This window comes from Microbacterium stercoris, assembly GCF_017592545.1.
GTDB classification, from domain to species: domain Bacteria; phylum Actinomycetota; class Actinomycetes; order Actinomycetales; family Microbacteriaceae; genus Microbacterium; species Microbacterium stercoris.
This window is the reverse complement of record NZ_JAGFOA010000006.1, coordinates 231,859-257,783: the sequence shown is the minus strand read 5'-3', so window position 1 is coordinate 257,783 and position 25,925 is coordinate 231,859. Positions and strand designations below refer to the sequence as shown.

The 25,925-nt window shown below is 70.4% G+C and carries 32 protein-coding genes, 1 tRNA gene and 1 riboswitch; of the genes, 18 read left to right on the top strand and 15 right to left on the bottom strand.

The genetic code is table 11. The features are described 5' to 3' along the window. Nucleotides 1-14 precede the first annotated feature (14 nt). Nucleotides 15-185, bottom strand: coding sequence for a hypothetical protein (locus tag J5V96_RS14965; protein ID WP_208504804.1), 171 nt, complete (start codon nucleotides 183-185; stop codon nucleotides 15-17). Nucleotides 186-1,347: 1,162 nt separating this feature from the next. Here J5V96_RS14965 and J5V96_RS14960 point away from each other — a divergent pair. The 11 genes from J5V96_RS14960 to J5V96_RS14910 all read left to right on the top strand — a co-directional run bounded on the left by J5V96_RS14960 (nucleotide 1,348) and on the right by J5V96_RS14910 (nucleotide 8,118). Beyond that, nucleotides 1,348-1,572, top strand: a complete 225-nt coding sequence (locus tag J5V96_RS14960; protein WP_208504802.1) for a hypothetical protein — start codon at nucleotides 1,348-1,350, stop codon at nucleotides 1,570-1,572. Between the two features lie 218 nt (nucleotides 1,573-1,790). Next, nucleotides 1,791-3,056 (top strand): hypothetical protein, encoded by a 1,266-nt coding sequence (locus tag J5V96_RS14955; protein ID WP_208504801.1) that lies wholly within the window; start codon nucleotides 1,791-1,793, stop codon nucleotides 3,054-3,056. Nucleotides 3,057-3,192: 136 nt separating this feature from the next. Further along, nucleotides 3,193-3,945: a hypothetical protein gene (locus tag J5V96_RS14950; RefSeq protein WP_208504799.1), complete on the top strand. Its 753-nt coding sequence runs from the start codon at nucleotides 3,193-3,195 to the stop codon at nucleotides 3,943-3,945. Then, entirely contained in the window at nucleotides 3,942-4,181 is a 240-nt protein-coding gene (locus tag J5V96_RS14945; protein WP_208504797.1) for a hypothetical protein, read from the top strand. The genes J5V96_RS14950 and J5V96_RS14945 overlap by 4 nt, the downstream gene beginning before the upstream one ends. A gap of 10 nt (nucleotides 4,182-4,191) precedes the next feature. Continuing rightward, a complete protein-coding gene (locus J5V96_RS14940) occupies nucleotides 4,192-4,425 on the top strand; it encodes a hypothetical protein (RefSeq protein WP_208504796.1) in 234 nt (77 codons plus the stop codon). Between the two features lie 247 nt (nucleotides 4,426-4,672). After that, nucleotides 4,673-4,819, top strand: a complete 147-nt coding sequence (locus J5V96_RS14935) for a hypothetical protein (RefSeq protein ID WP_208504794.1) — start codon at nucleotides 4,673-4,675, stop codon at nucleotides 4,817-4,819. Beyond that, nucleotides 4,812-5,150, top strand: a complete 339-nt coding sequence (locus J5V96_RS14930) for a DUF7169 domain-containing protein (protein WP_208504792.1) — start codon at nucleotides 4,812-4,814, stop codon at nucleotides 5,148-5,150. The genes J5V96_RS14935 and J5V96_RS14930 overlap by 8 nt, the downstream gene beginning before the upstream one ends. A gap of 108 nt (nucleotides 5,151-5,258) precedes the next feature. Then, the gene (locus J5V96_RS14925) at nucleotides 5,259-5,840 is read left to right on the top strand and encodes an HIRAN domain-containing protein (protein WP_208504790.1); all 582 of its coding nucleotides are present in this window, start codon (nucleotides 5,259-5,261) and stop codon (nucleotides 5,838-5,840) included. 46 nt (nucleotides 5,841-5,886) lie between these two features. Continuing rightward, nucleotides 5,887-6,618 carry a hypothetical protein gene (locus J5V96_RS14920; RefSeq protein ID WP_208504788.1) on the top strand — a complete coding sequence of 244 codons (732 nt, stop codon included), beginning with the start codon at nucleotides 5,887-5,889 and terminating at the stop codon, nucleotides 6,616-6,618. 44 nt (nucleotides 6,619-6,662) lie between these two features. After that, complete coding sequence (locus J5V96_RS14915; protein ID WP_208504786.1) at nucleotides 6,663-7,547, top strand: AbiJ-NTD4 domain-containing protein; 885 nt, start codon at nucleotides 6,663-6,665, stop codon at nucleotides 7,545-7,547. 82 nt (nucleotides 7,548-7,629) lie between these two features. Next, nucleotides 7,630-8,118, top strand: coding sequence for a hypothetical protein (locus J5V96_RS14910; RefSeq protein ID WP_208504784.1), 489 nt, complete (start codon nucleotides 7,630-7,632; stop codon nucleotides 8,116-8,118). 162 nt (nucleotides 8,119-8,280) lie between these two features. On the opposite strand, the gene J5V96_RS14905 is transcribed toward J5V96_RS14910, so the two are convergent. Further along, nucleotides 8,281-8,607, bottom strand: a complete 327-nt coding sequence (locus J5V96_RS14905) for a hypothetical protein (RefSeq protein ID WP_208504782.1) — start codon at nucleotides 8,605-8,607, stop codon at nucleotides 8,281-8,283. Between the two features lie 169 nt (nucleotides 8,608-8,776). Then, the gene (locus tag J5V96_RS14900) at nucleotides 8,777-9,073 is read right to left on the bottom strand and encodes a hypothetical protein (RefSeq protein WP_208504780.1); all 297 of its coding nucleotides are present in this window, start codon (nucleotides 9,071-9,073) and stop codon (nucleotides 8,777-8,779) included. A 126-nt stretch (nucleotides 9,074-9,199) separates the two neighbouring features. On the opposite strand from J5V96_RS14900, the gene J5V96_RS14895 reads away from it, so the two are divergent. Then, nucleotides 9,200-9,281, top strand: a tRNA-Leu gene (locus J5V96_RS14895). 67 nt (nucleotides 9,282-9,348) lie between these two features. Then, complete coding sequence (locus J5V96_RS14890; RefSeq protein WP_208504778.1) at nucleotides 9,349-10,092, top strand: DedA family protein; 744 nt, start codon at nucleotides 9,349-9,351, stop codon at nucleotides 10,090-10,092. 24 nt (nucleotides 10,093-10,116) lie between these two features. Here J5V96_RS14890 and ku read toward each other — a convergent pair whose 3' ends face one another. Further along, complete coding sequence (ku, locus tag J5V96_RS14885) at nucleotides 10,117-10,995, bottom strand: non-homologous end joining protein Ku (RefSeq protein WP_208504775.1); 879 nt, start codon at nucleotides 10,993-10,995, stop codon at nucleotides 10,117-10,119. Between the two features lie 76 nt (nucleotides 10,996-11,071). Between ku and J5V96_RS14880 the strand changes: the two genes are divergently transcribed. Beyond that, nucleotides 11,072-13,489 carry an ATP-dependent DNA ligase gene (locus tag J5V96_RS14880; protein WP_208504773.1) on the top strand — a complete coding sequence of 806 codons (2,418 nt, stop codon included), beginning with the start codon at nucleotides 11,072-11,074 and terminating at the stop codon, nucleotides 13,487-13,489. Here the strand turns inward: J5V96_RS14880 and J5V96_RS14875 are convergent. From J5V96_RS14875 to J5V96_RS14855, 5 genes are all read right to left on the bottom strand, one after another. Continuing rightward, complete coding sequence (locus J5V96_RS14875; protein ID WP_208504770.1) at nucleotides 13,486-14,388, bottom strand: cation diffusion facilitator family transporter; 903 nt, start codon at nucleotides 14,386-14,388, stop codon at nucleotides 13,486-13,488. The genes J5V96_RS14880 and J5V96_RS14875 overlap by 4 nt on opposite strands. Before the next feature lie 76 nt (nucleotides 14,389-14,464). Then, entirely contained in the window at nucleotides 14,465-15,148 is a 684-nt protein-coding gene (locus J5V96_RS14870) for an ArsR/SmtB family transcription factor (RefSeq protein ID WP_208504768.1), read from the bottom strand. 8 nt (nucleotides 15,149-15,156) lie between these two features. After that, nucleotides 15,157-15,504 (bottom strand): hypothetical protein, encoded by a 348-nt coding sequence (locus tag J5V96_RS14865; protein ID WP_208504766.1) that lies wholly within the window; start codon nucleotides 15,502-15,504, stop codon nucleotides 15,157-15,159. Nucleotides 15,505-15,509: 5 nt separating this feature from the next. Beyond that, nucleotides 15,510-15,965, bottom strand: coding sequence for an OsmC family protein (locus J5V96_RS14860; RefSeq protein ID WP_208504764.1), 456 nt, complete (start codon nucleotides 15,963-15,965; stop codon nucleotides 15,510-15,512). A gap of 64 nt (nucleotides 15,966-16,029) precedes the next feature. Beyond that, nucleotides 16,030-16,356 (bottom strand): DMT family transporter, encoded by a 327-nt coding sequence (locus tag J5V96_RS14855; protein WP_208504762.1) that lies wholly within the window; start codon nucleotides 16,354-16,356, stop codon nucleotides 16,030-16,032. A gap of 9 nt (nucleotides 16,357-16,365) precedes the next feature. Further along, a riboswitch (guanidine-III (ykkC-III) riboswitch) is annotated at nucleotides 16,366-16,428 on the bottom strand. A 62-nt stretch (nucleotides 16,429-16,490) separates the two neighbouring features. On the opposite strand from J5V96_RS14855, the gene J5V96_RS14850 reads away from it, so the two are divergent. Then, the gene (locus tag J5V96_RS14850) at nucleotides 16,491-17,120 is read left to right on the top strand and encodes a LysE family transporter (protein WP_208504760.1); all 630 of its coding nucleotides are present in this window, start codon (nucleotides 16,491-16,493) and stop codon (nucleotides 17,118-17,120) included. Nucleotides 17,121-17,195: 75 nt separating this feature from the next. Here J5V96_RS14850 and rdgB read toward each other — a convergent pair whose 3' ends face one another. Genes rdgB through murI form a run of 3 tightly spaced genes read right to left on the bottom strand, consistent with a single transcriptional unit; the run spans nucleotide 17,196 to nucleotide 19,409 of the window. Beyond that, on the bottom strand, nucleotides 17,196-17,798 hold the full coding sequence (gene rdgB, locus J5V96_RS14845; protein WP_208504758.1) for an RdgB/HAM1 family non-canonical purine NTP pyrophosphatase: 603 nt from the start codon (nucleotides 17,796-17,798) through the stop codon (nucleotides 17,196-17,198). 2 nt (nucleotides 17,799-17,800) lie between these two features. After that, nucleotides 17,801-18,550: a ribonuclease PH gene (gene rph, locus J5V96_RS14840; RefSeq protein ID WP_208504756.1), complete on the bottom strand. Its 750-nt coding sequence runs from the start codon at nucleotides 18,548-18,550 to the stop codon at nucleotides 17,801-17,803. Between the two features lie 25 nt (nucleotides 18,551-18,575). Then, a complete protein-coding gene (murI, locus tag J5V96_RS14835; RefSeq protein ID WP_208504754.1) occupies nucleotides 18,576-19,409 on the bottom strand; it encodes a glutamate racemase in 834 nt (277 codons plus the stop codon). Nucleotides 19,410-19,437: 28 nt separating this feature from the next. On the opposite strand from murI, the gene J5V96_RS14830 reads away from it, so the two are divergent. Continuing rightward, nucleotides 19,438-20,769 (top strand): nicotinate phosphoribosyltransferase, encoded by a 1,332-nt coding sequence (locus J5V96_RS14830; RefSeq protein ID WP_208504751.1) that lies wholly within the window; start codon nucleotides 19,438-19,440, stop codon nucleotides 20,767-20,769. Between the two features lie 17 nt (nucleotides 20,770-20,786). Here the strand turns inward: J5V96_RS14830 and J5V96_RS14825 are convergent, their stop codons facing one another. From J5V96_RS14825 to J5V96_RS17135, 3 genes are read right to left on the bottom strand one after another with little or no spacing between them, the layout of a single operon-like run. Further along, nucleotides 20,787-21,053, bottom strand: coding sequence for a DUF3039 domain-containing protein (locus tag J5V96_RS14825; RefSeq protein ID WP_208504748.1), 267 nt, complete (start codon nucleotides 21,051-21,053; stop codon nucleotides 20,787-20,789). A gap of 40 nt (nucleotides 21,054-21,093) precedes the next feature. Continuing rightward, nucleotides 21,094-22,629, bottom strand: coding sequence for a hypothetical protein (locus J5V96_RS14820; protein WP_236014831.1), 1,536 nt, complete (start codon nucleotides 22,627-22,629; stop codon nucleotides 21,094-21,096). An 11-nt stretch (nucleotides 22,630-22,640) separates the two neighbouring features. Continuing rightward, on the bottom strand, nucleotides 22,641-24,095 hold the full coding sequence (locus J5V96_RS17135) for an ATP-binding cassette domain-containing protein (protein ID WP_307793681.1): 1,455 nt from the start codon (nucleotides 24,093-24,095) through the stop codon (nucleotides 22,641-22,643). 190 nt (nucleotides 24,096-24,285) lie between these two features. Here J5V96_RS17135 and J5V96_RS14810 point away from each other — a divergent pair, with 190 nt between their 5' ends. Together J5V96_RS14810 and J5V96_RS14805 are read left to right on the top strand one after the other, a co-directional pair. Beyond that, on the top strand, nucleotides 24,286-24,978 hold the full coding sequence (locus tag J5V96_RS14810) for a phosphocholine cytidylyltransferase family protein (RefSeq protein WP_208504744.1): 693 nt from the start codon (nucleotides 24,286-24,288) through the stop codon (nucleotides 24,976-24,978). Nucleotides 24,979-25,022: 44 nt separating this feature from the next. Further along, entirely contained in the window at nucleotides 25,023-25,922 is a 900-nt protein-coding gene (locus J5V96_RS14805; RefSeq protein ID WP_307793680.1) for a hypothetical protein, read from the top strand. Nucleotides 25,923-25,925 lie beyond the last annotated feature (3 nt).

Here is a 25,925-nt window from a genome sequence, read left to right as displayed (position 1 = left end):
TCTCAGGCGAGCCGCTACAGCGCCTCGTGGAGCCGGTAGGCCACGCCTTCCGCTGCAGCCGGGAAACGCTCCCCGGCACTCAAGACGCGGGCATCCGCCATGTACTCACCGAGGAAGTACAGGCCGTAGATTCCCGGCTCCGGAACGGTCTGCCCCGGCTTGAAACGGTCAATCATCGTGCTCATCGAGACCTCCATCTCGAGCGCGGCGAGGCGTCCCCGACCGGGGCGGGCCGCCTTGACCCGCCCCGGCGCCGGGCTACGATGGAGAGGTCATGCCCTAGGAAGTGTGACTCTCCGGCCCCCGGCCGCTGGGCTACCCCCAGCTGTTCCGGGGGTCGCTTGCATCCAGTCTACGAACGCAGCCGGACAAGACATAGGGCGCGAATTACACGCGTGTGGTTATCCACAACCGGCGTGCGTCGGCGCCGAAGTCGTTGCTACTCTGCGGTCACCGGCGCCGGGACCCCTCGACGGGTCCTCCTCTACTCCTGACTGGGATCGGTGGCGATCAAGGTCCTCGCCGGATCGACCCCCCGACCTCAGTTCGATGTCCCGCATTGGTCGGGCTGTGACTTTGCTGTGCGCACGGTTATCCACACAGATGTCCACACGTTCTCCACAGCGCCAACGGCGCGTCTCACCAATATCCACACGTCGCCCAGCCCCGGGCGAGAGAGGGCGAAGAGGCGTCCGGCACCACCGACGCTCGCCGGGGCCGCGCCGGGGGCGAGCCGCTGGCCGTCTGCGCCACGAAGTGCAGCGCCGGAGGAGCGGGCGGCGCCCCCTTGGTGTCACACCTAATGGGGAACGTCGCACTCTTCCTCGCTCTATCTATTCCTCTCTTGAGCGCTCTCTCTCCTCATACAAGAAATAGAGATGCGGAGAGAACGCTCACGTTCCCCATTACGTGTGACATCTCGCACCTCCACCGGAGCGCCGCCTCCTCGCCCCCTGGGGGAGGACTCCCCCGCCCCCGGGTGCTCCCTTCCCGAAGGGGCATAGCGTCTGCCATCGGCTACGTATGCCTCCCGGTTTTCACGTAGACCCGCCCGTTTACACACCACACGCGCGCGCAGACTTCCGCATCATTCCGGCGCCTGGCGAGCCCGCCCGCGCCCAGCCCGGCGTCCCCGGCGACCGCGAAAAACTCGCGCTAACGCCCTTGTTGGGCACACGACACGCCGCGGCGTCCCTCGCATGCACCGCCTCAAGCTCGCCCGTGGGCACCCAGGCGGTCTCCTCCTCGGGGAGAGACATGCCCCACACCCCCGACGACGTCGTCGGGGGCCTTTTCCAGCACTTCTGGCGTCACATGACGCCACCAGCACCCGATTAGGAGACGCCCTTGGCCGCCGCCTACCGCATCACCTGCGACCACTGTGGCGCCGAGGCCAAGCTCGCCCAGCCCGGCCGCTTCTGCTCGCCGACTCACCGCACGTACTGGCACCGCGACGCCCTCATCACGCAGCGCGCTCGGCTCGCCGCACAGGCCGACGAGGCACTCGCGTCCGGCGACGTCGTCGCCCTTGAGGCGGTCGCACGAAAGACGGCCGCTCTCCTGGCCTCGTAACGAGTTCTGGGTAACGAGCCGCCTCCAGGCGGTCTCCTCTTCGTCACACAGCCGCCGCCCCGCGCGGCGCTTCCTCATGGTCGACTCTCGGATTCTGGCGGATCAACTCGACCGCGCGAGCCCGCACCGGACTAGCTCTCCGGCGCGGGCTCGCCGCTTTCTGCCACCGAGAACGGCCCGATCACGACGCCCGCCAGCGTCCCCATCCCGAGAGACCCATGACCCCCGACATCGCCCGGGCCTACGCCCGATACTCCCGCCACCACATCTCAAGGTGGGACGACGCCCGCACCGCCCACCGCTTCGCCCGGCCGGGCGGCGACGCCCTCCGCTACCTCGTCCCAACGTCCCGCAACGTCGCCCGCCACCTCACCGGCCCGGCGCTTACCTCGACCGCATCCGAGGCCACGCCGGACGCCATCGTCGAGGTACTGACAGGCCTTCCGGAGCGTCGTGCGGCCAATGACGGCACCAAGCTCAACGACCTCTACCGAGGCCTCTGGGCCGCTCTCAACCTCGTCTTCTCTCCCCGCGAGGGCGAACCCAGCTTCGACCGCGAGGCCTACATCACCGCCATCGTTGCGGACACGCTCGCCGAGCTCCGCCCCGAGGTCCGCCGCGGCGAGCGCGAGCGGGCCCAGGCCGAGCGAGCCGCCGCTCGAGCCGCCGACCGCTCCCCGGCGAAGACACCCGCCGAGCGAAAGGCCACCTTCCGCGCCCACCGCAAGGAGCGCGAGCTCGCCTTCGCCCGCCACGTCCTCGACGGCGTCCTCGCCTCTGAGCTCGAGCCTGGCGACACGATCACCCGCGAGGAGCTCGCCGACATCCTCATCGACGAGAGCGAGGCTGCCCGCCGCTGCCGTGCGCACTTCCTCGAGGAGCGCGCCGCAGCCGAGGCCGCACACACCGTGGCCCTCCGCGACTGGGAGCTCGAGGCCGCCGCCTGGGACGAGCGCAAGCGCATGCAGACCGGCCTCGACCGCGCCACGCGACCGAAGCGCCCCCGGCGCCCCTCGCTCTCCTGGGCCGACTACCTCGCCCGCCCGAGCGTCCGAGCGAACGCGCCCGCCGACATCGTCCCGCCCGTCATCGGCGAGCGCCGCGCCGTCTCCCTGGCGCTCGAGCTCGCCGCCGAGCTCGGCCTCCGCGAGCGCGTCATCACCGTCACCGACGAGGAGACCGGCAATCGCAAGCGCACGCGCGGCTTCATCTACGAGCCCGCTACCGAGACCACCGAAGAAGATCAGCAGACCGAGGAGGACCCCATGACCACCGACGCCATCCGCGACGAGGCCGCCGCATACCGCGAGCTCGCCGCGTCGGTCCGCGACGCCCGCGCCGAGCTCGAGCTCCTCGAGCAGCAGCGCGATCGGCTCGACCGCGGCGACATTCGCGGCGCCTTGGAGGCCCACCGCGAGCGCTTCTCTCCGGCGCAGGTCGCCGACCTCGACGCCTTCCGCGAGCGCCGCCTACGCGCCGCGTAGCGGGCCGTCCTCAGCCCTCACCACCGTCGGGCCCACCCGCCGCTCCACGCGGGCTCTACGGCCCGCTCCTGGCCGCTCACCGGCCGCCCCGGCGCGCCCCTTCGCGCCGGTTCCACCCAACACGAAAGAGAAGCCCATGGCCTTCCGCCCTCTCCGGCCCACCCCGACCGACTACGCCCAGCCGATCCCCGACTGGCTCCTCGACGCCCTCTCGCCGCGAGCTCGCGAGCTCGACAACGCCGTCAAGACCGCCCACGAGGCTCTCCTCAAGGCCCGCGCGAAGGCCGCCTCGACCGCATCCGCCCTCCGCGAGCTCTCCACGGCCGATGGCCCGCGCGCCATGGTCAAGCGCACCGACTGGGACAAGGCCGACGACGCCGCACGCGCCGCCGTCCCCGAAGCAGAGGCCGCGGAGCGCGCCTACGACCGCGCGACCCGCGCCCGCTTCGAGTTCATCTACGGCACCGATGACGAGCCCGGCGCGCTTGACTCCGAGGAGTTCCTCGCGAAGGTGGAGCCTCTTTTCGCCGCGGCTTCCCGCGCCGCACGCAGCCACCTCGACGCCCTCGTCGCCGCTCTGACCGAGCGCGACGCCTTCGCCTCCGCCATGGGGCGAGTAATCGCCAAGCCGGGCGGATGGTTCGGACTCGCCCACGCCACGCGAGACATCAGCGCCTACATCGACGCCGGACCCACCGACGAAGACGAAGACGCCTGGCGAATCGTGAACGCCACACTCGGCGAGGCGGTAGCGCTCACGTCAACCAAGCTCGAGCTCCTCCGCAAGTGCCAGGCGATCCGCGAAGACGAGAGCATCCCTGCATCGGCCAAGGCGCAGCGCTACCGCGCCGTCCTCGCCCACTACCTCCCGCAGGAGGTGACCCGATGACCACCGACGACGAGCTCATCGCCGACGCCCTCCCGGATTACTCCCCGCGCCCCCTGCGCGAGGCCCTCGAGACCGACGAGCAGCGCGCCGAGTTCGACGCCCTCGTCAAGCGACATGGCTTCTCCGAGCGAGCCGCCATGCACGTCCTCCGGGGCCGTGAGGCCGCGCGGCGCCAGACGGAGCACTCATCCTCTGAAGCGGTCGCCACGGCAGTCGCCCACTCTCGTCGCTTCTGAGACGACGACCATGACGACCGCCGCACCCGACCTCAACGCCGCACTCCGTACTGCCGAGGCCGCGCGCATGGCGCTCGCATCCGAGCTCGAGGCCACGCGCCGCGAGCTCTGGCGCGCGCGTACCGAGCTCCGCCTCCCTCACCTCGCCCCGGTCCTCGACATGATCCAGGGCAAGACCGAAGACGAGTTCGGCGCCTACGCCGACGAGCTCGACGCGGCCCTCAAGAAGGCCCGCGGGGCTTAACGGCCCACTCCACGGGGCCGCTCCTCACCCGGGCGGCCCCGTCCCCCCGCTTCTCGCGTCGGGCCTTTTGGGGCTCTTTCGACCGACCGCGAGCGTGCGCGCGAGGCATTGGGCCCCTCGACGGCGCACCCTGGCGCACGTCGCGCCGTGGCTCCGCCCGTCATCCCCGTCCTCGGGCGCATGACGCGCGGAGCCCTCTCCCGTTTAAACGCCGGCGACCCCGCCCGCCTCCCTCCGCTAGGACCACATGCCCCTCATCCGCACCATCACAGTCGCCCCGGGCGAGCCCGTCGTCATCCCGGCCACCCACGTCGAGCGTGGCGAGAACGGCGACTACCGCGTAGTCCTCGGCATCGGCCGCCAGACCCCCGCCACGGAGGCCGCCCGTGCCTGAGTTCGCCCACGACCACGAGCTCAAGCGCGCCGCCATGGAACACGCTGCCGCGACGCTCCGCCTCGTCGACGCGCTTCGCCTGGCCCGCGAGGTGCAGTACGACAAGCCCATCGGCGCCCGGGTCGAGACGCCAATCGGCATCGCCGACCCGACCGGCGAGACCGCCGCATCTGGCGCTCGCCTGCGAGTCCGCGCCAATGCGCTCACCGCCCTCGCAACGTTCGAGACTGCCACCGCCAGCCTCGAGGCCGCCGCCGAGAGCGTCGACGCCGCCGTAACGCTGCACCTCAGCCCCTACGCCCGCCAAGACGCGGCCGCACGGATCGTCTGATCCCCGACCGCCTGGCCCGGCTCGCACCAATTAGCCCCCGCTGCCCCTCGTGGGACGGCGGGGGCTTTTCTGCGTCCTCCCGGCCCTCGGGGCCCTACGCTGTCCGCCATGGGCATCCTCGACGCGATCCGCGACGTTCTCGGCCTCACCCCGCGCCGCGGCTCCACCACCCCCGCCTCGAACGCGCAACCAACGCCCGCCGTCACCGTGCGGCGCGTGGCAAGCCCGCCGCGTCCCCAAACCGAATCGGCCTACCTTCCGCAGGACCGCCACGCCGAGCTCCTCGTGCCTGGGCCCGACGGCATGCCGCCCCTCCGCCTCGCCAGGCACAACGGCGCCCTCTGGCTACGCGAGAACAGCACCGGCCTATTCATCAACGTCGACAACCGCTACCTGCGCCGCCTCGGCATCTGGGGCGCGAAAATCCGCGGCGCCGGACGCTACGACGGCCAAGCGATCCTCGGCGAAGCCGAGCTCGTGCGCGAGCCTGACAACGACTACGACCCGAACGCCGTCGCTGTCCACGTCCGCGGCGCCAAGGTCGGGTACTACAACAAGGGGATGGCACGCGGCCTCGCCAAGGCCCTCGACGCGGGAGAGCTTCTCGTCGCGCGCATCATCTCGGAGCAGCCCCCCAAGGTGATCGCCGCACGCCCCGAGGTCATCGAGCACCTGTCCCGGCGCCGCTGACGGCGAGGCCGTTGGAACGTCCGACCCCACCCATAGACTCCGGCGCATGACAGACATCTCCGCTGCCGTACCGTCGCAGGAGCCCGCCGAGGACGCCCTGGCCTTCGCGAGCAAGCTTGCGCTCGCTGCCGTCCCCGTCGTGGGCGGCATGGCCGCTGAGGCCCTCGCGCACGCGCTCGACACCCGTCAGGCTCAACGCCAGCACGATTTCAACCGCCTCCTGGCGCGCGAACTAGACGCCGTCGTCGGTCGCCTCGACGCGACCCTCACGCTCAAGGACGTGGTCGACTCCGACGAGTTCCTCGCAGCGGTCACGCGCGCCCAGCGGACCGCCGCCGAGACCGCTAGCGAGGCCAAGCGCCGCCGCCTCGCCGCAGCCGTCGCCAACGCCGGAAGCTGGGCGCGCTTCTCAGCGACCGAGCGCGCTCACTTCGCGCGCCTCGTCGAGGAGTACGACGACCTCCACATCTGGCTCCTGCACTACTTCGTCGACCCCCGGGCCTGGCTCGAGGCGCACGACATGCTGGAGCAACACGCGAACAACGACACGAGCACCATCACGGCACCGCTCACCACGGCCCTAGGCACCGTGCATATGTCGGAGCCCGCCCGCGCGGTGGCCGATATCGAGCGCGCTGGCCTCACGACGGGTATCCCCCTGACGACGATCATGGAAGCTCAGGGGACCATCTCGCCGCGCACTAACGCCAAGGGCCGCAGGTTCCTCGCCTATCTCACGGAGGCTCCCTCCCGCGACGCAGAGCCGCCTGCGCTCTAGCTGTAGTCGGCGGTCGTGTCCGTGCCCGCCGTTACCCTCGCCGTATGGCCCTCTTCTCCCGCCGTCGCTACTCGGAGCGAACCGGCCTCCGTCCACCCGCGCGGCTCGAGCGGCAGTTCCGCGAACTCGACGAGCGCACGCGAACCGCCGTGTGGAATGTCATCCATGGCGCGCTTCAACAACTGGGGAACGCCAGCCTCATCAACGAGGTCGCAGACGACCTCTACACGTCCCACTACGGCGGCATGCTTGGCATCTCCGAGCCCCGCGAGTACCGGACAGACGCCATCCTGAACCTCCAGACCGACATCACGCGCGGCGAGTGGCCGGAGGTCGCCGACGCCCTCGAGGCCTTCTACGACGCTATGCGTCCTGCCGAGAGCTACCGCCCCGACCAATGGAGCTCTTCGCGCTTCATGCTTCCGCAGCTAGTCGCGACGTTCGAGAACGACATCAACGCCACCTTCGCGCACCATCAAGTCGACCACCGCATGAGAAACGGCGCGATCATCGACATCCGCGGCGAGGCAGAAGCCGGGGCCATCGACCTCGCCCTCACACCAGGCGGACCGTTCACCGCCGCCCAGGCCCACATCGAGGCAGCGCTCGGCGCCCTGAGCAACCGCCGCTCCCCCAAGCCGCTCGAGGCCATCCGCGAAGCGGTACATGCCGCGGAGTCGGCCGCCCGCGTCGTGACTGGCGAGGCGACCCTCGCCGAGGCACTTAAGACCTTGCAGAGGCGCAACGACCTTCACCCCGCGCTCGCCCGCGGCTGGCAAGCGCTCTACGGCTGGAGCTCCGACGCCGGAGGCGTCCGTCACGGCGACACGACCATCACCGAGGCGTCCGTTCCCCTGGCCCGCTGGCTCGTCGTGAGTGCCGCCGCGTTCGTCAGCTACCTACAGGCCGAGCACGCGCCGCAGGCATGACAGGGCACCCCTGAGCGGGTAGCCGAACCCGACGGCGCCAACCTCCGAGACTCGGCCCGCGGACCCCCTAGACTTCGCCGCCGTGATCGACCTCCTCAGCCCCGACTTCCTCGTCGATGTCCTTCCTGACGCCCTCTCCGAGGCACTGCGCTACATCCGCCTCGCCCGTGCGCTCGTCCGTGGTGTCCTCAAGGCGCGCGCCGCTTTTCGTCAGTGGCGCCGACTAGCCTCTACCTCGCACGAGGCCGGGCGTGCCCGACGAGAGGAACCGCCCGCCATGTCCGACCCGCGCTGGCACCCCGTCATGTCCGCCGTCGAGGGCCCTCCTGGCTTCTGGCGCCTCGTCGACGCTCTCGGCCGCGGCTACGGCACGGCCGAGCTCCGGCGCGTCAAGGGCGGCGAGGTCCGCTACCGGGTCGAGTTCCGGGGCGAACTCATCGGATGGGCCACCACGCTCCGCCTCGCGTGCGAGCGCATCCACGCCGCCTACCTCCGCGAGCATGGCCCGAGCATGTCGTCCGGGGCGCCGGATGCCACCGAGCTCGCCAGACGCGCGGGGCGACGTGGATAGCTCAGAGCCCCGGCAGCCCCGGCGCACCGTCGACCGGCCGCTCGACCGCGACGTAGCGCTCGACCCGCCCGCACTCCGGGCAGACGTCGCCGCCGACACCCGGCCGCATTACGACGCGACACTCCGGACACGACGGCTGGGCGCCATCACTCAGCCAGTCAGTCACGGCCGCCCCTCCACCGCGCCCGCGACGATCCGCTCGGCCGCCTGCTCGACCGCGTAGGAGAGCGCACCCTGCACGTCGACGCCGAGGCGCTCCGCCGCCTCGAGGCCCTCCCACCCGCCGCCCATCGCCACGAGCGAAGACACGAGCTCCGCATGCGCCTCCCGATATGCGCGCAGCAGCGGCGCGAGGACGTAGTCGTCGGGGGTCGTCGCGAGGACGGCGTCGGCAGCGACAAGCGCGAACCCCCACGACTCCGCGGAGTCTGCAAGAGCTCCCTCGCCGACCATCGCCGCCACATCCTCGACCGTGAACCGCTCACCCATCCCTGCCTCCTTCGACTGCGCCGCCCCCGTTGGCGGGCGACTCCAAGTCGAGACAGTAGCAGGCCAGAAATGCCCAGGTCAGCGACGCAAACATCCTCGCGCAAGGATCCTCGCGTGACCATCGCGAGACGCCATTGCCAACCGCTCTGGCCCCGCCGGTATGCTCTTCTCAACCTCGACATACGGGCCACACCTCCTCCACCTCGGGGTCATCGAGGTAAGGCTGCAGCGCCCCGTAACCGGTCACCGCAGCGAGCACCTCGTTCACGCGCGCAGCCTCGTCGTCGACGGCCACACCCCCTCGTGCGAGGGCGAGATCGTTGTGCCGACGCACTTCCGCCCGAGTGATGCGTGCGACGGCATCGGGCGCGGCGGACGCGTCGACGCGATCGGCGCGCAGACGCTCGCGCACGCGCCCGACGAGCGCTGCGGTCGTCGTCAGGGCGTCGGAATGTGGCTGGGGCACCCCTTCATCGTGGCGAACCCGCGCGAAGACCCCCGGAAATTATCCACAGCCGGGATATCCCGAAGCCGATCCGGGGGATGCCCTTCCAATTCAGACGGCCCCGCCTCAGTAGACTGATCGGACTCCGCGGGAGTGGTGAAATCGGCAGACACGCAGGATTTAGGTTCCTGTGCCTCACGGCGTGTGGGTTCAAGTCCCACCTTCCGCACGATCATCCGAGCGCGGCGCTTCGCCGCCCCAGTTCATCCGACGCAGTAAGAGAAGACGGGACCCCTGTGCGACAGCTCGCCCTCCTCCCCTGGCTCGATCCTCAGGCAATCATCGACGCGGCGGGCCCCTGGGCACTGCTCGTCGTGTGCCTCATCGTCTTCTCGGAGACCGGCCTGCTCGTCGGCTTCCTCCTGCCCGGCGACACGCTGCTGATCATCTCCGGCCTGCTCACCAACACGAGCAACGTCTTCGGTGTGAACATCTGGATCGCGGCGGGTCTGATCGCCCTGGCCGCCTTCATCGGCGGTGAGGCCGGGTACTTCATCGGCCACAAGGGCGGTCCCGCGATCTTCGAGAAGCGAGAATCCGGCCTGTTCAGCACGAAGAATGTCGAGCGCACCAACGCGTTCTTCGAGCGCTTCGGCGGCATCACGGTGATCCTCGCCCGCTTCGTGCCGGTGGTGCGCACCTTCGCGCCGGTCGCGGCCGGCGTCGGCCACATGCCGTGGAAGAAGTACTCGCTGTACAACCTCATCGGCGCCGTGCTGTGGGGCTTCGGTCTCACGATGCTCGGCTACGTGATCGCGTTCATCCCGTGGGTGGCGGAGATCGTCACCGAGTACATCGACGTGGTGCTGCTGGTCGCGGTCGGCGGCACGGCGATCGTGACGCTGTGGCACTACTTCGCCGAGCGCCGCAAGGCCCGCAAGGAGGCCGCGGTGCCCACGCAGCTGCTGGTGCTCGACGAGGACGTCTTCGAGCGCGGCGCCGACATCGACGGCGACGGCAAGCCCGACATCACCCTCTGATCCGGGCCCGCCGATCCGGGTCGGCTACGAGGCCTTCTTCGAGCTCTTCCGCTTCGTCTTGGGCTTCTCCTCGGGCTCGGCCTCCTCGGCCGGCTCGTCGTCGGATGCCTTGCCGCGCGATGCGCGCGAGCGCTCGACCGAGGCCCGCAGCGCGGCCATGAGGTCGATCACCTCGCCGCCCTGCTCCTCTTCCTGCTCGCCGAAGGTCGCCTCGGTCGAGACGGCCTCGCCCTTGTCGAGCTTCGCGGCGATGAGCGTGCGAAGCTCCTGCTGGTATTCGTCGACGAACTGATCCGGATCGAAGTCGCTGGCGAAGCTGTCGACGAGGCTGGCCGACAGCTCGAGCTCCTTCGCCGAGATCTTCACGTCGCCCTCCAGCGATGGGAACGACGCGGCGCGCACCTCATCCGACCAGAGCAGCGTCTGCAGCACGAGCACATCGCCGCGCACGCGCAGGGCTGCCAGGCGCGTCTTCTGCCGCAGCGAGAATCGCACGATCGCGGTGCGATCCGTCTGCTCGAGGGTGCGGCGCAGCAGCACGTAGGCCTTCGGTGACGCCGAGTCGGGCTCCAGGTAGTAGGCGCGATCGAAGGTGATGGGATCGACCTGCTCGCTCGGCACGAACTCGACCACGTCGATCTCGCGGCTGCGCTCGGACGGCAGCGACTTCAAGTCCTCGTCGGTGAGCACAACGGTGCGATCGCCGTCGTCGTAGGCGCGATCGATGTCGGAGTAGGCGACCACCTCGCCGCAGATCTCGCACCGACGCTGATAGCGGATGCGGCCGCCGTCGGCGCTGTGCACCTGGTGCAGGCTCACGTCGTGGTCCTCGGTCGCGGCGTATACCTTCACCGGCACGTTCACGAGGCCGAAGGTCAGCGCACCCTTCCAGATGGATCTCATGTGCCCAGTGAACACGCTCCGCCGTGTCACGGCCAGGGGTTGATTCCTGAGCGGGCCTGGGAAATACGCTGAGCAGATGGCAGGCGAGCAGACGGTCCGGATCGGCGAGCGCCGTCTGCGCATCACGAACCTCGACAAGGTGCTCTACCCCGACACCGGCACGACCAAGGGCGAGGTCATCCACTACCTCACGACCATCGCGCCGCTGCTGCTCCCCCACGTCGCCGGCCGTCCGGTCACCCGCAAGCGCTGGGTGGACGGCGTGGGCACGGCGAAGGATCCGCTCCCCTCCTTCTTCGCGAAGGATCTCGAGCGCGGCGCGCCTGATTGGGTGCCGCGGCAGGACATAGCGCATTCCACGGGCGCCAAGGCCTATCCGCTGGTCTCGGAGGTGGCGACGCTCGCCTACCTCGCGCAGGTGGCGAGCCTCGAGCTGCACGTGCCGCAGTGGCGCTTCACGCCCGAGGGCCTGCCCGGCAACCCCGACCGGCTCGTGCTGGATCTGGACCCCGGCCCCGGGATGGGGCTGCCCGAGTGCGCCGAGGTCGCGCGGCTCGCGCGCCCGATCCTGACCGGCATGGGGCTCGACCCGCTGCCCGTCACGAGCGGCAGCAAGGGCATCCATCTCTACGCACGGCTGCCCGGCCTGCAGACCAGTGCGCAGGTGTCTGAGGTGGCCAAGGCGCTCGCGCTGGCCCTCGAGGCCGACCATCCCGAGCTGGTGGTGAGCTCCATGAGCAAAGCGCTTCGTCCCGGGCGGGTGCTGGTGGACTGGAGCCAGAACAACGGCAAGAAGACCACCATCGCGCCCTACTCGCTGCGCGGTCGCGCGCAGCCGTGGGTCGCCGCCCCGCGCACCTGGGACGAGCTCGACGATCCGGATCTGCGGCACCTGCTCTTCCACGAGGTGCTGGATCGTGCCGAGCGCATCGGCGATCCCCTCGCTCCGCTCTCGGCGCCGGATCCGGATGCCGCGCTGGCCCCGTACGTCGCCAAACGCGATGCGGCGAAGACCCCCGAGCCCATGGGCGGCGGCGCCCCCTCCACCGGGGAGCCGCGATTCGTGATCCAGCGCCACGAGGCGCGGCGCCTGCACTACGACCTGCGGCTCGAGCGAGACGGCGTGCTCGCGAGCTGGGCGGTGCCGAAGGGGGTGCCCGAGACCACCGGCAAGAATCACCTGGCTGTGCAGACCGAGGACCACCCTCTGTCGTATGCCACGTTCGAGGGCGACATCCCGAAGGGCGAGTACGGCGCCGGTCACATGGACATCTGGGACACGGGAACCTATGCGCTCGAGAAGTGGCGCGACGATGAGGTCATCTTCACGCTCCACGGTCGCCGGGAGAGCGTGCGGCTCGCTCTGCTGCGCACGAACGGCGCGGGAGAGAAGTCGCAGTGGCTGCTGCACCGCATGAAGGAGCAAGGCGAGCCGGCCGCGCAGATGAGCGCTGCATCCGAGCCGGCACCGCCCCGGCGCAGCCCCGCGCCGTCTGCGCCGAACCCGACGTCCGCGCCAGCACCGCGGCCCGTCACGCCGCCGGCTCCCATGCTCGCGACGAACTCGACCCCCGCTCTCGCGCGCACGTCGGCCGCGGCTTCCTGGGCCGAGATGAAGTGGGACGGCGTGCGAGCGCTCGGCGTCTGGGCCGACGGATCGCTCCGTCTCTTCGCGCGCAGCGGCACCGAGATCACCGATCGCTATCCCGAGCTCACGGCCCCGGGCGGGGCGGCGTTCGACGCCACGGATGCGATCGTCGACGGCGAGATCGTGGCGCTCGATGCGAAGGGGCGCCCCAGCTTCTCGCTGCTGCAAAATCGCATGCATCTGACGAAGGCGGGCGAGATCGCGGCCGAGTCGCGACGCACGCCGGCGCTGCTGTACCTGTTCGACGTGCTCGCCGCCAACGGGGCCGACCTCACCACCCGCCCGCTCTCCGAGCGCCGGGAGATCCTCGAGCGCATCGCCGCGGACGCCGGTGACGCGATCGATGTGCCTCCCGTGTTCGACGACATCGACGAGGCCCTGGCCCTTGCCCGCGCGCACGACCTCGAGGGCGTGGTGGCCAAGGATCCGTCCTCGACGTATCGCTCCGGCAAGTCGGAACGATGGCTCAAGCTCAAGCTCACCCGCACGCAAGAGGCCGTGATCGCGGGCATCCGGCCCGGTCAGGGCGGCCGGTCCGGATCCTTCGGGTCGCTGCTGCTCGGCATCCCCGGCGAGGACGGCCTGCGCTACATCGGCCGCGTCGGCACGGGATTCAGCGATCGCGAGCTGCGCCGCCTGCGCGAGCTGTTCGATCCGCTCCGCACCGATCAATGCCCACTCGCCGACGTGCCGGCGCTCGATGCGCGGGACGTGATCTGGCTGAGCCCCGAGCTGGTGGGCGAGGTCGAGTTCTCGGAGTGGACGCCGAGCGGCCACCTCCGGCACCCCCGCTGGCGGGGTCTGCGCATCGACAAGACTCCCGCGGAGGTCGTCCTCGAGCCCTAGTGGTGCGCGCGATCCTCGTGGCCCACCGCTTCGAGCTGGAACGTCGAGTGCGCGACGTCGAAGTGCTCGGCGAGGCAGTTCTGCAGACGTGTGAGGAGCGCGGCGGATCCGCTTTCGAGCACCTCCTGCTCGACGACCACGTGCGCGGTGAACACCGGGGCGCCGCGGGTGAGCTGCCACACGTGCACGTCGTGCACGTCGCGCACGCCCGGTGCGCCCAGCAGGTGGGCGCGGATGTCCGGGACATCCGTGCCCTTGGGCGCCGACTCGGCCAGCACCGAGAGCACCTCGCGCAGGAGGCCGATCGCCCGGGGCACGATGAACGCCGCGATGAGCAGCGAGGCGACGGCATCCGCCCGGGTCCAGCCGGTGAGCAGGATCACGATGGCCGCCGCGATCACGGCGGCCGACCCGATCATGTCCCCCAGCACCTCGAGGTACGCGCCGCGCACGTTCATGCTGTGGCGCTGGGCGTGACGCAGGATCCACGCGGCGAGCGCGTTCGCGGCGAGGCCGAGGAGGGCGACCGCCAGCATCCACCCGCCGGCGACCTCGGGGGTCTCGGGGCGCACAAGCCGGGAGACGGCCTCCACGACGATGCCGATGCTCAGCCCGATGAGCACCACGCCGTTCACCAGCGCACCCAGCACCTCGGCGCGCTGGTAGCCGTAGGTGCGCCGGTCGTCTGCCGGTCGGGCGGCGACCGCGCTGGCGATCAGGGCGATGACGAGGGCCGCCGCGTCGGTCAGCATGTGGGCGGCATCGGCGAGAAGCGCGAGCGAGCCCGTGAGGATCGCGCCGACGACCTGCACAACGAACACCGCGCTCGTGATGGCGAGCGACACGGCGAGCAGGCGGCGACTGTCGCCCTGTGAGACGCCGTGCGCGTGGTCGTGCATGGCTCCAGGCTACGTCCGCGGCCCGGCGTCGGGAGGCGCATCCGTCAGTCGGGAATGATGACGGTTCTCGGTCTCATCAGAGCCCGTCGATGCCGAGCTGCTCGAAGCCCTCGCGGCCGAGTGGCGTGATGGTCAGGGCGCGGTCGTCGCGGCGACGTCGCACCCAATCAGCCGCGAGCATTCCGCTGAGGATCGCCTCCCCCAGCCGACCCGCGACGTGCGGCCGACGCTCGGTCCAGTCGGCGCAAGGGCGCAGGACCGGGCGGCGCGAGGGCGCGAGGCGGACGTCGATTCCGAGCCCCTCGGACAAGGCCAGGGGAGCATCATCCGCCACGCTCCACACGCCATTGCGCTCGTCGATCCACCCGCGAGCGACCAGCGCATCGGCCACGCCGACGCCCGCCCGTCCGGCGAGATGGTCGTAGCAGGAGCGCGCCGCGCGCAGGGCGGCGCGTCGGTCGTGGGCACTCCACGAGGTGACGGCCGACTCGCCGGAGAGGCGCAGCAGCGACTCGACCGCGTCGGCGACGGCGGGGTCGGCGAGCCGTGCGAGCCGGGCCCTCCCCTGGCGCTCGAGCACGATCAGTCCCGCCTGCTCGAGACGCGCCAGGTGTGCGCTGACCGTCGAGGGCGCGACTCCGACGCGCGCCGCGAGCGCCCCGGCGGGCAGAGGCGGCCCGCCGAGCAGCTCCACGAGAACACGCAGGCGCACGGGTTCGGCGAGCACACGGCCGAGCTCCTCCAGCGCGATGGATGCCACAGCGTCGATCATCCCAGAGCCGCGCGGATCGCGTCCGCGTCTCCGACGAGCACCTTGCGGTTGTGATGGTCGCTGTACTGCGCGACCAGCTCGACTCCCGCGTCGGCCAGCCGCGTCATCATGCGACCGAGCGCGCCGGGCACGTCAGCATCCAGCGGCACCACGGCGGCCTCGCGCACCTCGACCTCGTCCCATCCGGCGTCGGTGAGCGCCGCGTGTGCGGCCCGTCCGTCCTCCACGAGGTAGTGAGTGATGCTCCCCCACATGCCGCCGCCCTCGAGTCCCACGCCCGCTCGCCCGAGCACGCCGCCGATCCGTGCGAGATCCGCGGCCCCACGCACTCCGGCGATCCGCACGTCCATCACGAGACGACCTCGATGCGCGGCGTGACCCGCACGGTGCCGCTCAGGCTGTTCGCGATGTAGCACTCCTCATGAGCGCGCTCGACGAGGGCGGCGACGTTCGCCGCGTCCGCGCCGCGCACCCGGATCATCGGCCGCAGCTCGATCTCCGTGATGCGCATGGGCGAGTCGCCCTGCGGCATCCGGCCGGTCGCGTCGTCGTCGTAGGCGACGACGTCGATGCCGGCGAAGGCGGCGACCGCGAGGAAGGACAGCAGCTGGCACGAGCTCGCCGCGGCCACCAGCAGCTGCTCGGGATTGGGCAGACGCGAGTCTCCCCGGAAGGCCGCGTCGGCGCTGGCGACGAGGTGGTTCGCGCCGCCCAGCCCGAGCGTGTGATCGCGGTCGTAATCGCGATAGCCGGCGCCGGTGGATCCGGTCCACGCGAGAGCCGTCGAATAGGTGTGATCGCTCATACCGCGACCGTATGGCCAGGACGTTTCGGTGGCGGCCGAAGTGTCCGCGACCGCTCGCAGCCGGTCAGTGCTCGGCGTCGCCCACGAGCTTCAGCCCCACGATGCAGCCAACGAGGCCCACGATGAGCAGGATCTTCACCCACGACACCGACTCGTCACCCGTGATCATGGCGTAGATGACGGTGAGGGCCGCGCCCACACCCACCCATACCGCGTAGGCGGTCGCCGTGGGGATGTCGCGCATCGCCCACGCGAGCCCGATCATGCTCGCGACGAGGCCGATGCCGAACACCACGGTCGGCCCGGGCTTGCTGAAGCCCTCCGATTTGCCGAGGGCTGTGGCCCACACGGCCTCGAGGACACCGGACAGGATGAGGACGATCCACGACATGACGCGCTCCTGGCAAGTCTTGTCGCGCGCCGGGTACTTGGCCATCGTCCGGGAGCCGTCTGGCGACTCTGCCTCCATTCTCCCCCGCGCGCCTGTGCAGTTCCGGTGCAGGAGGGCCGCTCTACGCTGGACGCATGACCTTTCCGCTCTGGCTGGCGCTGGTCGGATCCGGGTTCGTCATCTCCCTGACGCCGGGCGCCGGCGCCATCTTCGCGATGTCCAACGCGATCGCCCACGGGTGGCGACGCAGCATCTGGGGCATCCTCGGCCAGCAGGTCGCGCTGCTTGTGCACATCCTCGTCGTCGCGGCAGGCGTGGGAGCGCTGGTGGCCGGATCTCCCGTGCTGTTTGCGGTGATCCGGTACGTGGGGGCGGCCTATCTGATCTATCTCGGCGTGCGCCAGATCCTCGCGAAGCCCGTGGAGCCCGCATCCGATGATCTCGAGATGCTGGCGCCGCCGCAGAGCGCATGGACGATGTTCCGTCGCGGGGTGCTGGTCAACCTCACGAACCCCAAGGCCATCGTGTTCTTCCTCGCGTTCGTGCCGCAGTTCATCCGACCGGATCTGCCGCTCGTCGAGCAGTACACGGTGCTGGTGCTGACCGTCTTCGCGATCGACATCGCCGTGATGTGGTTCGTGTTCGCGGCCGCCGCCCGGGCGATCGCCCGCCTCACGCGCAGCGTGAAGGGGCAGAGGGTGCTCAGCCGGGTGTTCGGCGGGCTGTTCATCGGCGTGGGTGTGCTGCTCGCCGCCGTGCACTGAGTCCCGCCGCGTACTCATGCAGAAGGCACCGGATGCGCACGGCATCCGGTGCCTTCTTGCGGCAGCTTCGCGACGTCAGAGCTCGCGGAGCAGGGGCTCCAGGGCCACGAAGGCGCGCGCGCGGTGCGAGATCGCGTTCTTCTCCTCGGCGGTGAACTCGGCGGACGTGCGCTCACCATCTGCGGGCGTGCCCTCCTCGTGGGCGGGGACGAAGACGGGGTCGTAGCCGAACCCGCCCTCACCGCGAGGGGCCGTCGCGAGGCGCCCGGGCCAGAGTCCCTCGACCGTGTGCTCGACGCCGGCGGGCGTGACGAGCGCGATGGTCGAGTTGTAGTGCGCAGCCCGGTGCGGGTCCTTCACGTCCGAGAGCTGGTCGAGCAGCAGGTTCAGGTTCGCGACGTCGTCCTTCGCGTGGCCGGCCCAGTAGGCCGAGAACACACCGGGCGATCCTCCCAGAACGTCCACCGCGATGCCCGAGTCATCGGCGAGGGCCACCAGGCCGGTGTGCGCGGCGGCCGCGCGAGCCTTGATCAGCGCGTTCTCGGCGAACGTGACACCGTCCTCGACGGGCTCCGGGCCGTCATACGCGACGACCTCGATGTCGGGGCGCACACGCGCGATGATCGCCTGGAACTCCGAGACCTTGTGCGCGTTGTGCGTTGCCAGAACCACCCGCATGCTCAGGACTCGACCTCCGCCGGCGCCTGCTCGAGTGCCGCGAGCTGGAAGCCGCGCAGGTGCGCCGTGCCCGCCAGCGCGAGCTCGAGCAGCGCGTCGAGCTCGGCCTTGTCGAACGGCGCGCCCTCGGCCGTGCCCTGCACCTCGACGAACTTGCCGGATCCCGTGACGACGACGTTCATGTCCGTCTCGGCCCGCACGTCCTCGACGTAGGGCAGGTCGAGCATGGGCACACCGTCGATGATGCCGACGGAGATGGCCGACACCGAGTCGCGCAGCACCTGTGCCTTCTGGCCGATGAACTTGTTCCTGCGACCCCACTCGATCGCGTCGGCGAGGGCGACGTACGCACCGGTGATGGCCGCCGTGCGGGTGCCGCCATCGGCCTGCAGCACGTCGCAGTCGATCACGATGGTGTTCTCGCCGAGCGCCTTGGTGTCGACCACGGCGCGCAGCGCGCGGCCGATGAGGCGCGAGATCTCGTGCGTGCGTCCGCCGATGCGGCCCTTCACGCTCTCGCGGTCGTTGCGCGAGTTGGTGGCTCGCGGAAGCATCGCGTACTCGGCCGTGACCCAGCCCTTGCCCTTGCCCGTCAGCCAGCGCGGCACGCCGTTGGTGAACGAGGCGGTGCAGAGCACCTTGGTGCCGCCGAAGCTGATGAGGGCGGAGCCCTCCGCCTGGCTGCTCCAGCCGCGCTCGATGGTGACAGCGCGAAGCTGATCGGGGGTGCGGCCGTCGGCGCGAGTGGTCATGTCTCTCCTTGCGAGATGAAGCGGATCAGGACCGCGCCTCGAGCGCGGAAAGGTCGATGGTGCCCGTGCGCACGAGCCGCACATCGCGGATCTCGCGGCCGAGCAGACGGTTGGCGAGAGCGATGAAGTCGTCGGTCGCCGCTCCCGTCGCCTCGTACTCGTGGCGCGGCATCGCATCGGGGCCGGCGAGCAGGTCGCGGGTCAGGAGCTGCCGGTAGACGTCCTTGGCCGTCTCGGAGTCGCTCGAGACGAGCGCCACATCCGGACCCATCACGTAGCTGATCGCACCCTTGAGGAACGGATAGTGGGTGCAGCCGAGCACGAGGGTGTCGACGCCGGCGTCGCGCAGCGGGGCGAGGTACTCCTCGGCTGCCGCGAGCACCTCGGGAGTGTCGGTGTGTCCGGCCTCGACGAACTCGACGAAGCGCGGGCACGCCGCGGTGAAGACCTCGACGCCCGGGTTCACCTCGAGCATGTCCTGGTAGGCGCCGGAGCCGATGGTTCCGACGGTGCCGATCACACCGATCCGACCGTTGCGGGTCGTCGAGAGCGCCGTGCGCACCGCCGGGCCGATGACCTCGATCACCGGCACCGAATAGCGCTCGCGCGCGTCGCGCAGCATGGCGGCGGACGCGGTGTTGCACGCGATCACCAGCATCTTCACGCCCTGGTCGACGAGGGTGTCGAGCACCTCGAGCGCATAGCGACGCACGTCGGCGATGGGCTTGGGCCCATAGGGCGAGTGCGCGGTGTCGCCGACGTAGAGCATCGACTCGCGCGGCAGCTGATCGCCGATCGCGCGGGCGACGGTGAGCCCGCCGACTCCCGAGTCGAAGATGCCGATCGGCGCGTCGTTCATGGTGTTCGAGCCTACTAGGGTGACAGACATGAGCGCCTCGACGGCCCTGATGACCGACCGCTACGAGCTGACGATGCTGGATGCCGCGCTGCGCGACGGCACTGCCGGCCGCCGTTGCGTCTTCGAGCTGTTCGCACGACGACTGTCCGGCGGCCGCCGCTTCGGCGTCGTCGGCGGCACGGGACGGCTTCTCTCCCTGCTGCGCGACTTCCGCTTCGGCGACGACGAGCTGCGCTTCCTGCGCGACGGCGGGGTCGTCAGCCCCGAGGCCGTCACCTATCTCGAGAACTACCGCTTCACGGGATCCATGACCGGCTACCGCGAGGGCGAGCTGTACTTCCCCGGCTCGCCGATCCTCACCGTCGAGGGCAGCTTCGCCGACGCCGTGATCCTCGAGACGCTCGCGCTCAGCGTGCTCAACCACGACTCGGCCGTCGCCACGGCGGCCTCGCGGATGAGCATCGCGGCGGGTGACCGCCCGCTGGCCGAGATGGGATCGCGCCGCACCAACGAGGCCTCCGCCATCGCCTCCGCACGGATCGCCTACATCGCGGGCTTCCACGCCACCAGCAACCTCGAGGCCGGACGCGCCTGGGGAATCCCCACCATGGGCACGGCCGCGCATGCCTGGACTCTGCTGCATGACAGCGAGGAGGATGCCTTCCGCGCGCAGATCGAGTCGCTCGGCACGGGCACAACGCTCCTCGTCGACACCTATGACATCCGCAAGGGCGTGGAGACCGCGATCCGCGTCGCGGGCACCGAGCTGGGCGGTGTGCGCCTCGACTCGGGCGATCTGCCCACCGTCGCCGCGTCGGTGCGCGCCCAGCTCGACGAGCTCGGCGCCACGGGAACGAAGATCACCGTGACGAGCGACCTCGACGAGTATGCGATCGCCGCCCTCGCGGCCTCCCCGGTCGATGCATACGGCGTCGGCACCTCGGTGGTCACCGGATCCGGGCACCCCGCCGCGGGCATGGTGTACAAGCTCGTCGCGCGGCAGGGCTCGGATGGCGGCTGGGTCTCGGTCTCCAAGACCGCGGAGGGCAAGGGCTCCCAGGGCGGCCGTAAGAACGCGTTCCGCGTGCTCGAGAACGGCACGGCGGTGCAGGAGCTCGTCGAGGTCGCCGACGGATTCGAGCAGCTGAGTCCGGCTTCCGAGTATCCGGATGCACGTGCGCTGCAGGTGCCGCTGGTCATCGACGGCGAGCCGGTGGCCGAACACGAGGGTGCGGCGGGCGTCGCGGCCGCGCGCGAACACCATCTGCGTGTGCGCGAGGAGCTTCCGATCCGCGCACTGGCGCTCAGCCGGTCGGATCCGGCCATCCCGACGATCTACAAGGACGCCGGCGAGGCCTGAACCTCACCGGCGGGCGGTCACTGGCTCAGCGACTCGTAGATCTCCTTGCACGTGGGGCAGACCGGGAACTTCTCCGGATCGCGCCCCGGCGTCCACTTCTTGCCGCACAGCGCGCGCACGGGCTTGCCGGTGAGCGCCGACTCGAGGATCTTCTCCTTCTTCACGTAGTGCGAGAAGCGCTCGTGGTCGCCCGGCTCGATGTGCTCCTGCTGGAGGAGCTCCTCCAGCTCGCGGTCGAGAAGGGCCGTGCCGCCATCGCCAGGCGTGTCCAGAGGGGTGCTCATAGCGCCCGATTCTACGCGCTGCGCCGTCGCACGGATCGGATCAGGTGGTGCCGGCGAACGCCATGATGCGCTCGCCCGTGCGTCCGTAGATCCAGGATCCGAGCGCGATGCCGACGATCAGCACAACGACGCCCGTGCCGAGACCGGCCCAGAGGGCCGCATCGGCGTAGGCGACATCGGAGGTCACGGTGAGCCAGCCGAACCAGAGAGCGGGGGCGCTGAGCAGGATCGTGCCGAGCATCACGATCGCCTGGGCCCCCACCCCGCTCGAGTCCGCCCGCTGCGGCTGCTGGAAGGGGCTGTCGCCGGGGCGCGAGACGGCATAGGGCGACGCCACCGAGGCGATGCTGGACAGCCCGAGACCCCCGAGGAACAGGCTGCCGGCTACTCCGATCATGGCCGGCAGCACGGCCCAGCGTCCGTACAGCGCCGTGGAGATCGGGATCGCGATCGCGAGCACCGGCACGGCGATCAGCAGCACCGGGATGAGCCGGCCGATCCGATCGGGAAGCCCGCGCACACCGCTCGCGATGTGCACCCAGATGGCACTGGAGTCGTAGGCGACATCGTTGTGCGGCAGCCATCCGAAGAACAGGGCGATGATCGGCACCGGCACGAGGGCGGCGATCGGGCCAGGCACCCCCGCCACGAGAAGCGGCACGGTGGGCAGGAGGCCCACGATCGGGATGATCACGAAGTTCACGATGTAGCGGCTGTCACGCAGCCAGTACACGAGTGCGCGTGCCGCGATCACACCGCCGGGGGTGCCGGGCACGAGCGCGAACCAGCCGAGACCTCCGCGGCCGGTCGCCGTCTCGGGGTTCTCGACCGTGCTCAGCGCGCGGCGCACGACGAACAGCCACAGCCCTGCGGCGAGGCCGACCGTGAGGAGCGCAACGAACGCGGAGCCCCAGGCCGCCGCCCCGTCGTCGCGGGCGAGTGCGCCGGGCAGCGCCGCGGCGGCCCCGAGCGGCGTGCGGCCGAGCACATCTGCGGCCGTGGCCAGCGCGCTGGGAACCCGACCCGCCCACTCGAGCGACGAGAGGAACACGATCACCGGGACGAGCACCACGACCACGCCGAGCACAAAAAGGCTCGAGAGCTCCCGGGTGCGACGAGGGCGCAGCACCGCGGAGCCGAAGGCGAGGCTCAGGCGCGCGAACAGCACGCAGGTCGCCAGGTGCAGCACCACTGTGAGGGCGGTCACGACGGCGGGGACACCGTGGGCGGCCCAGACGATCGCGGCGCACACATCGAAGGCGAGCACCGCCAGCATCGGCACGCTGAGGAACCCCACGCCGAAGAGGGTCCACGCGAGAGGGCCGGGTTCGAGACCGAGCACGGAGAAGCGGCGCGGATCCATCGGATCCGCCGCTCCCGCCACGATCGGGGCGACGGCGAAGGACAGCACAACCGCCGAGCCCGAGAGCACCAGCAAGGCGAAGGCGACGCCCGTGGGGGCGTCGACGAGGCTCAGCGTGCCGACGCACACCGCGCCGACGACGAACACAAGCACAAGCAGCCCGAACACCCGGGCGATCACTCGCGATGCCGGGCCTCGCAGGAGGCCCGTCATCACGGCGAGCCTCAGTCCGAGAACGTGTGCAGCCACTCGAGGCCCTCCATGCTGGTGGCCTCGCCGGACAGCTCGACGAATCGCTGCTCGAGCGTCATCTCGCCGCGCACCTCATCCACGGTGCCTTCGGCGAGCAGCTGGCCTCCGACGATCACTGCCACGCGCGTGCAGACCCGCTCGATCAGATCCATGCCGTGGCTCGACAGCAGCACGGTGCCGCCGCGCGCCACGTATGCGCTCAGGATCTCCAGGATGTTCGCCGAGGACACGGGATCGACCGCCTCGAACGGCTCATCGAGCACAAGCAGTCGCGGAGAGTGGATCATCGCTCCGGCGAGCATCACCTTCTTGGTCATGCCGGCCGAGTAATCGGACACGACGCGGCCGAGCGCCTCGGTGAGATCGAAGGCACGTGCCAGATCGGCGATGCGCTGGGAGACGACCCCGGGCTTCAGGCCTCGGAGCACGCCGTAGTAGTAGAGCAGCTGGCGACCGGTGAGGCGGTCGAACGTGCGAAGGCGGTCGGGAAGAACGCCGAGCATCGCCTTGGCCGCCCGCGGATTGCGCGCCAGGTCGATTCCGGCCACCTGGATCTCGCCGCGATCGGGGCGCAGGAGTCCTGCGATCATCGACATCGTCGTGGTCTTTCCCGCGCCGTTGGGGCCGACCAGACCGTAGAACGAACCTGCGGGCACGGTGAGGTCGAGCCCCGCGACCGCTGTGGAGCCGCCGTAGGAGCGGGAGACCCCACGCAGCACGAGGGCGGGAGGCGAACCCGGCGTCGTCTCCGGAGTGATCGAGGTCGATGCGGGGTCGACGCCTGCAGCCTCCGACTCGACGTCCGTCGCAGCCGCGGCACCCGTCTCAGCCGCGGATGAGTCGTCCTGCACGGTGTCCTGGAGAACGTCGGCGTCCGTCTCTACCGCGGGCACGGCCTCCAGCTCCGCATCCTGGGGCTGCTCGTCGGTCTCCGTCTCGACAGCGGGCGCGTCATCCTGCACGGCGTCCTGAGCGACGTCGGCGTCCGCCTCGACCGCGGGCGCGGCCTCCGGCTCCGCGTCCTGGGGCTCCTCGTCGGCGCCCTCGGCCGCGGGCGCGGCATCCGGCTCTGCATCCTGGGGCTGCTCGTCGGCGCCCTCGGCGACGGGCACGGCCTCCGGCTCCGCTCCCTGCGGCTGCTCGTCGATCCGGGCATCCTGCTCCGGAAGCGTGCCCTGATCCCCGACCGGCTCGAGGAGGTCGGTGGCGATGGGCGCGGCTTCCGAGGCCTCGGAGTCGCCGGTCGGCTGGACGATGGCCGTGCGGCCGCCCGCATTGCGCGCGGCGGAGGTCTTCGTGCCGACCCGGGGCTTGCGCGGGGCGGGCTTGCGCGGCGCAACCGGGCGCTTCGCAGCAGGGCGCCGGGCTCCCGCGTTCCCTTCCGGGTTCGCGGTGCCTGCGTCGTCATCCCCTGGCGAAGTAGTCACGCGTTCACCGTAGCAACCGTCACCGACAGCCGCGCACATGCCCGCCCGCCGGGCCCTTCCACGCAGGAGAACGGCCGATCAGAGGCCATCTCTGCCTGTTCACAGGCAAGGATCTGTAGTCTGGGAACGCACAACGAGGTGACCGGTCGGTGAACCGACTGCGAACACAGCACTTCAGGGGGCTTCCGCTATGAACTTCCGCATTGTCATTCTCGCCGCCGGTATGGGCTCGCGACTCGGTCGCGCGCTTCCCAAGCCGCTGACCGAACTGAGCGACGGCCGCTCGATCATGCAGCAGCAGCGCGACAACATCGCCGCGGCGTTCGGACCGGAGGCGCACGTCACGAAGGTCGTGGGCTACCGAGCCGAGACGATCATCGACGCATTCCCCGACGCCACGTACGTGCACAACGAGCGCTACGACCAGACCAACACGTCCAAGAGCCTTCTGCGCGCCCTTCAGGCGACGGGCAAGAAGGGTGTGCTCTGGATGAACGGCGATGTCGTCTTCGACCCGCGCGTGCTCGGCCGGGCCATGTCGCTCCTCGAGCAGGACCGCTCCTTCGTCACCGTCAACACCTCGAAGGTGTCGGACGAGGAGGTCAAGTACACGATCGACGACACGGGCCACATCGCCGAGCTGTCGAAGACCGTGGTCGGCGGCATCGGCGAGGCCGTGGGCATCAACTACATCTCGCGCGCAGACAAGCCGGCCTTCATGCGTCACCTCGCGCGCGTCGGCGACCAGGACTACTTCGAGCGCGGCCTCGAGCTGGCGATCCAGCACGACGGCGTGAAGCTCCAGCCGATGGACATCTCCGACCTGTACGCGGTCGAGATCGACACGGCGGAGGACCTCGTCGTCGCCAACGAGTACGTCTGACGCTTTCAGACCAGCGCTCCGCCTGATCTGCGAGGATCGGCCACGTGTCCGAGAAGATCCACAAGATCCACTCGCTGCCGGATGATGCCGCCTGGCAGGGCGGCCTGCCGCCCGCAGGCCATGAAGAGCACCCGTGGCTTGTGCGCGTGCTCGATCAGGTCATCCGCGTGCAGCGCCCGGTGGTGGTGGCGCACATCCGCTCGGTGCGGCTGAGGCATCCGGATGCGACGCCTGCCCAGATCGTGAAGATCCTCGAGCAGCGCTATCTCACCGCGGTCACGACGGGCGGCGCCGCCGTCGGCGCGACCGCCGTGGTGCCGGGTGTCGGCACGGCGGTGACGCTCGGCCTCTCAGGCGCCGAGACGGTCGGGTTCCTCGAGACGACAGCCCTGTTCGCGCAGTCGCTCGCCGAAGTGCACGGCATCGCGATCGAATCACCGGATCGTGCGCGCGCCCTCGTGATGACGCTGATGCTGGGGGACGAAGGCGTCAACCTCGTGCGTCAGCTCGCTCGCCAGGCGACCGGATCCGGAAGTCGCTCGGCGTATTGGGGCGAGCTCGTGACGAAGACGCTCCCGCGGGCCAGCCTGGCGCCTCTGCTCGACCGCCTGAAGGCGTCGTTCATCTCCTACTTCGCGAAGAAGGGCGGAGCGACGCTCATCGGCAAGGCCATGCCGTTCGGCGTGGGCGCCGTCATCGGAGGCACCGGAAACCACATCCTGGGACGGCGTGTGGTGGTCGCATCCCGCAGGGCATTCGGCGCGCCGCCCGCGGTGCTCCCTGCAGAGCTCGAGCCGCAGCCCGGGGCGGAGCGCTTCGAACGGCTGATGTTCCGACGAGTGCGGGCGGTGGGCTCCTCGGTGGTGCGGCTCGTCCCGCGCCGTTCGTCCACGGCGGCGAAGTCGGTGGAGTCCTCCGCAGACGGGCCGCTCGAGGAGGAGTGACGC

What these genes read in the sequence shown, in the direction of transcription:
- murI (WP_208504754.1), bottom strand. Translation starts at nt 19,409, where the DNA reads ATGAACGACGCGCCGATCGGCATCTTCGACTCGGGAGTCGGCGGGCTC.
- J5V96_RS14880 (WP_208504773.1), top strand. Translation starts at nt 11,072, where the DNA reads ATGGCAGGCGAGCAGACGGTCCGGATCGGCGAGCGCCGTCTGCGCATC.
- J5V96_RS14850 (WP_208504760.1), top strand. Translation starts at nt 16,491, where the DNA reads ATGACCTTTCCGCTCTGGCTGGCGCTGGTCGGATCCGGGTTCGTCATC.
- J5V96_RS14905 (WP_208504782.1), bottom strand. Translation starts at nt 8,607, where the DNA reads ATGGGTGAGCGGTTCACGGTCGAGGATGTGGCGGCGATGGTCGGCGAG.
- J5V96_RS14940 (WP_208504796.1), top strand. Translation starts at nt 4,192, where the DNA reads ATGACGACCGCCGCACCCGACCTCAACGCCGCACTCCGTACTGCCGAG.
- J5V96_RS14935 (WP_208504794.1), top strand. Translation starts at nt 4,673, where the DNA reads ATGCCCCTCATCCGCACCATCACAGTCGCCCCGGGCGAGCCCGTCGTC.
- J5V96_RS14965 (WP_208504804.1), bottom strand. Translation starts at nt 185, where the DNA reads ATGAGCACGATGATTGACCGTTTCAAGCCGGGGCAGACCGTTCCGGAG.
- J5V96_RS14875 (WP_208504770.1), bottom strand. Translation starts at nt 14,388, where the DNA reads ATGCACGACCACGCGCACGGCGTCTCACAGGGCGACAGTCGCCGCCTG.
- J5V96_RS14925 (WP_208504790.1), top strand. Translation starts at nt 5,259, where the DNA reads ATGGGCATCCTCGACGCGATCCGCGACGTTCTCGGCCTCACCCCGCGC.
- rdgB (WP_208504758.1), bottom strand. Translation starts at nt 17,798, where the DNA reads ATGCGGGTGGTTCTGGCAACGCACAACGCGCACAAGGTCTCGGAGTTC.
- J5V96_RS14955 (WP_208504801.1), top strand. Translation starts at nt 1,791, where the DNA reads ATGACCCCCGACATCGCCCGGGCCTACGCCCGATACTCCCGCCACCAC.
- J5V96_RS14920 (WP_208504788.1), top strand. Translation starts at nt 5,887, where the DNA reads ATGACAGACATCTCCGCTGCCGTACCGTCGCAGGAGCCCGCCGAGGAC.
- J5V96_RS14950 (WP_208504799.1), top strand. Translation starts at nt 3,193, where the DNA reads ATGGCCTTCCGCCCTCTCCGGCCCACCCCGACCGACTACGCCCAGCCG.
- J5V96_RS14860 (WP_208504764.1), bottom strand. Translation starts at nt 15,965, where the DNA reads ATGAGCGATCACACCTATTCGACGGCTCTCGCGTGGACCGGATCCACC.
- J5V96_RS14830 (WP_208504751.1), top strand. Translation starts at nt 19,438, where the DNA reads ATGAGCGCCTCGACGGCCCTGATGACCGACCGCTACGAGCTGACGATG.
- J5V96_RS14825 (WP_208504748.1), bottom strand. Translation starts at nt 21,053, where the DNA reads ATGAGCACCCCTCTGGACACGCCTGGCGATGGCGGCACGGCCCTTCTC.
- J5V96_RS14855 (WP_208504762.1), bottom strand. Translation starts at nt 16,356, where the DNA reads ATGTCGTGGATCGTCCTCATCCTGTCCGGTGTCCTCGAGGCCGTGTGG.
- ku (WP_208504775.1), bottom strand. Translation starts at nt 10,995, where the DNA reads ATGAGATCCATCTGGAAGGGTGCGCTGACCTTCGGCCTCGTGAACGTG.
- J5V96_RS14810 (WP_208504744.1), top strand. Translation starts at nt 24,286, where the DNA reads ATGAACTTCCGCATTGTCATTCTCGCCGCCGGTATGGGCTCGCGACTC.
- J5V96_RS14915 (WP_208504786.1), top strand. Translation starts at nt 6,663, where the DNA reads ATGGCCCTCTTCTCCCGCCGTCGCTACTCGGAGCGAACCGGCCTCCGT.
- rph (WP_208504756.1), bottom strand. Translation starts at nt 18,550, where the DNA reads ATGACCACTCGCGCCGACGGCCGCACCCCCGATCAGCTTCGCGCTGTC.
- J5V96_RS14945 (WP_208504797.1), top strand. Translation starts at nt 3,942, where the DNA reads ATGACCACCGACGACGAGCTCATCGCCGACGCCCTCCCGGATTACTCC.
- J5V96_RS14820 (WP_236014831.1), bottom strand. Translation starts at nt 22,629, where the DNA reads ATGACGGGCCTCCTGCGAGGCCCGGCATCGCGAGTGATCGCCCGGGTG.